General features: G+C 63.2%; 1 protein-coding gene. It reads right to left on the bottom strand.

Translation table 11 applies throughout. The features are described from left to right. Positions 1-74: 74 nt before the first annotated feature. Positions 75-458 (bottom strand): hypothetical protein, encoded by a 384-nt coding sequence (locus tag CSC70_RS14110; RefSeq protein WP_246189441.1) that lies wholly within the window; start codon positions 456-458, stop codon positions 75-77. Positions 459-563: the final 105 nt, after the last annotated feature.

Genomic DNA, 563 nt, shown 5'->3' with positions numbered 1-563 from the left:
CAGCCTGACCGCGCTGCATCCGGAGTGAGGGTGCAGCCCGTCGTCCCGGCCTGTGCCGGGACGACGCGAGGGGATCAGCCGATCAGCTTGCCCAGCATCCGCAGCCCGCCGGTCCACACCCCGATCGCGGTGCCCAGGCTGGTGAGGAAGAAGTTGAGCAGGGTCCGTGCGACCCGGTTGCGCCACCAGCCCTTGAGGTGCTGGACGTCGTCGCGCAGGGCCATGAAGTCCGCATAGGTCGGCTTGCGCAGGCTGGCCTCGACCAGGGCGCTGACCGTGCCCGACGCCAGGGCCGGGTGGAGCGGGGTCAGCGGCGAGGCGATGAACGCGGCCAGGATGCTGAGCGGATGGCCGCCGGCGATCGCGCAGCCCAGCGCGCCGAGCACGCCGGTGGCCAGCACCCATTGCACGATCAGGTCGATTGCAAAAAAAAAACATACAACTAACAATTCGTACAAGCCTAGCCAGCTTTTCAGCTTCTACGACACTTTCCATAATCCTCATCTCACAGACCAACTAACCACGGCCCAACCCTGATTCAATAATCTGCTTCTAAAAAATAA

The sequence above is a fragment of the Pseudoxanthomonas kalamensis DSM 18571 genome, assembly GCF_010211745.1.
In the GTDB taxonomy this organism is placed as follows: domain Bacteria; phylum Pseudomonadota; class Gammaproteobacteria; order Xanthomonadales; family Xanthomonadaceae; genus Pseudoxanthomonas_A; species Pseudoxanthomonas_A kalamensis.
This window is presented reverse-complemented; position numbering and strand designations above follow the sequence as displayed.